Here is an 884-nt window from a genome sequence, read left to right as displayed (position 1 = left end):
ATGAACTAGAACGCTTTGGAAAGAGCGGCCATAGACGGTGATAGCCCGGTATAGGTAAAGATCATAAACCATAGTGGTATCCTGAGTAGTGCGGGGCACGAGAAACCCTGTATGAATTTGGCGGGACCATCCGCTAAGGCTAAATACTCCTGAGAGACCGATAGTGAACCAGTACCGTGAGGGAAAGGTGAAAAGAACCGTGAATAACGGAGTGAAATAGATCCTGAAACCATACGCTTACAAGCGGTCGGAGCCCTTTAGGGGGTGACGGCGTGCCTTTTGCATAATGAGCCTACGAGTTAACGTTGCCAGCGAGGTTAAGGGGTTAAGCCCTGGAGCCGTAGCGAAAGCGAGTCTGAATAGGGCGCTTTAGTTGGTAGTGTTAGACGCGAAACCGTGTGATCTACCCTTGGGCAGGTTGAAGCTGTGGTAACACATAGTGGAGGACCGAACCCGTTGACGTTGAAAAGTCTTGGGATGACCTGAGGGTAGGGGTGAAAGGCCAATCAAACTCGGAAATAGCTCGTACTCCCCGAAATGCATTTAGGTGCAGCGATTTATTAGTTTTATAGAGGTAGAGCTACTGATTGGATGCGGGGGCTTCACCGCCTACCAATTCCTGACAAACTCCGAATGCTATAAAATGATGTAGATCAGTGAGGGCATGGGTGCTAAGGTCCATGTCCGAGAGGGAAAGAACCCAGACCATCAGCTAAGGTCCCCAAATGTATGTTAAGTTGAAAAAACGCGGTTGAACTGCTTAGACAGCTAGGATGTTGGCTTGGAAGCAGCCATTCATTTAAAGAGTGCGTAACAGCTCACTAGTCGAGCGGTTCGGCATGGATAATAATCGGGCATAAACATACTACCGAAGCTATGGATTT

The 884-nt window shown here is 48.5% G+C and carries 1 rRNA gene; it reads left to right on the top strand.

What is annotated here, in order from left to right:
• A 23S ribosomal RNA gene (locus HC175_RS15415) occupies window positions 1-884 on the top strand; the annotation flags it as partial.

It is taken from the genome of Salinimicrobium oceani (assembly GCF_012037645.1).
The sequence above is the reverse complement of the archived record's forward strand: the minus strand, read 5'-3'. Positions and strand labels throughout refer to the sequence as shown.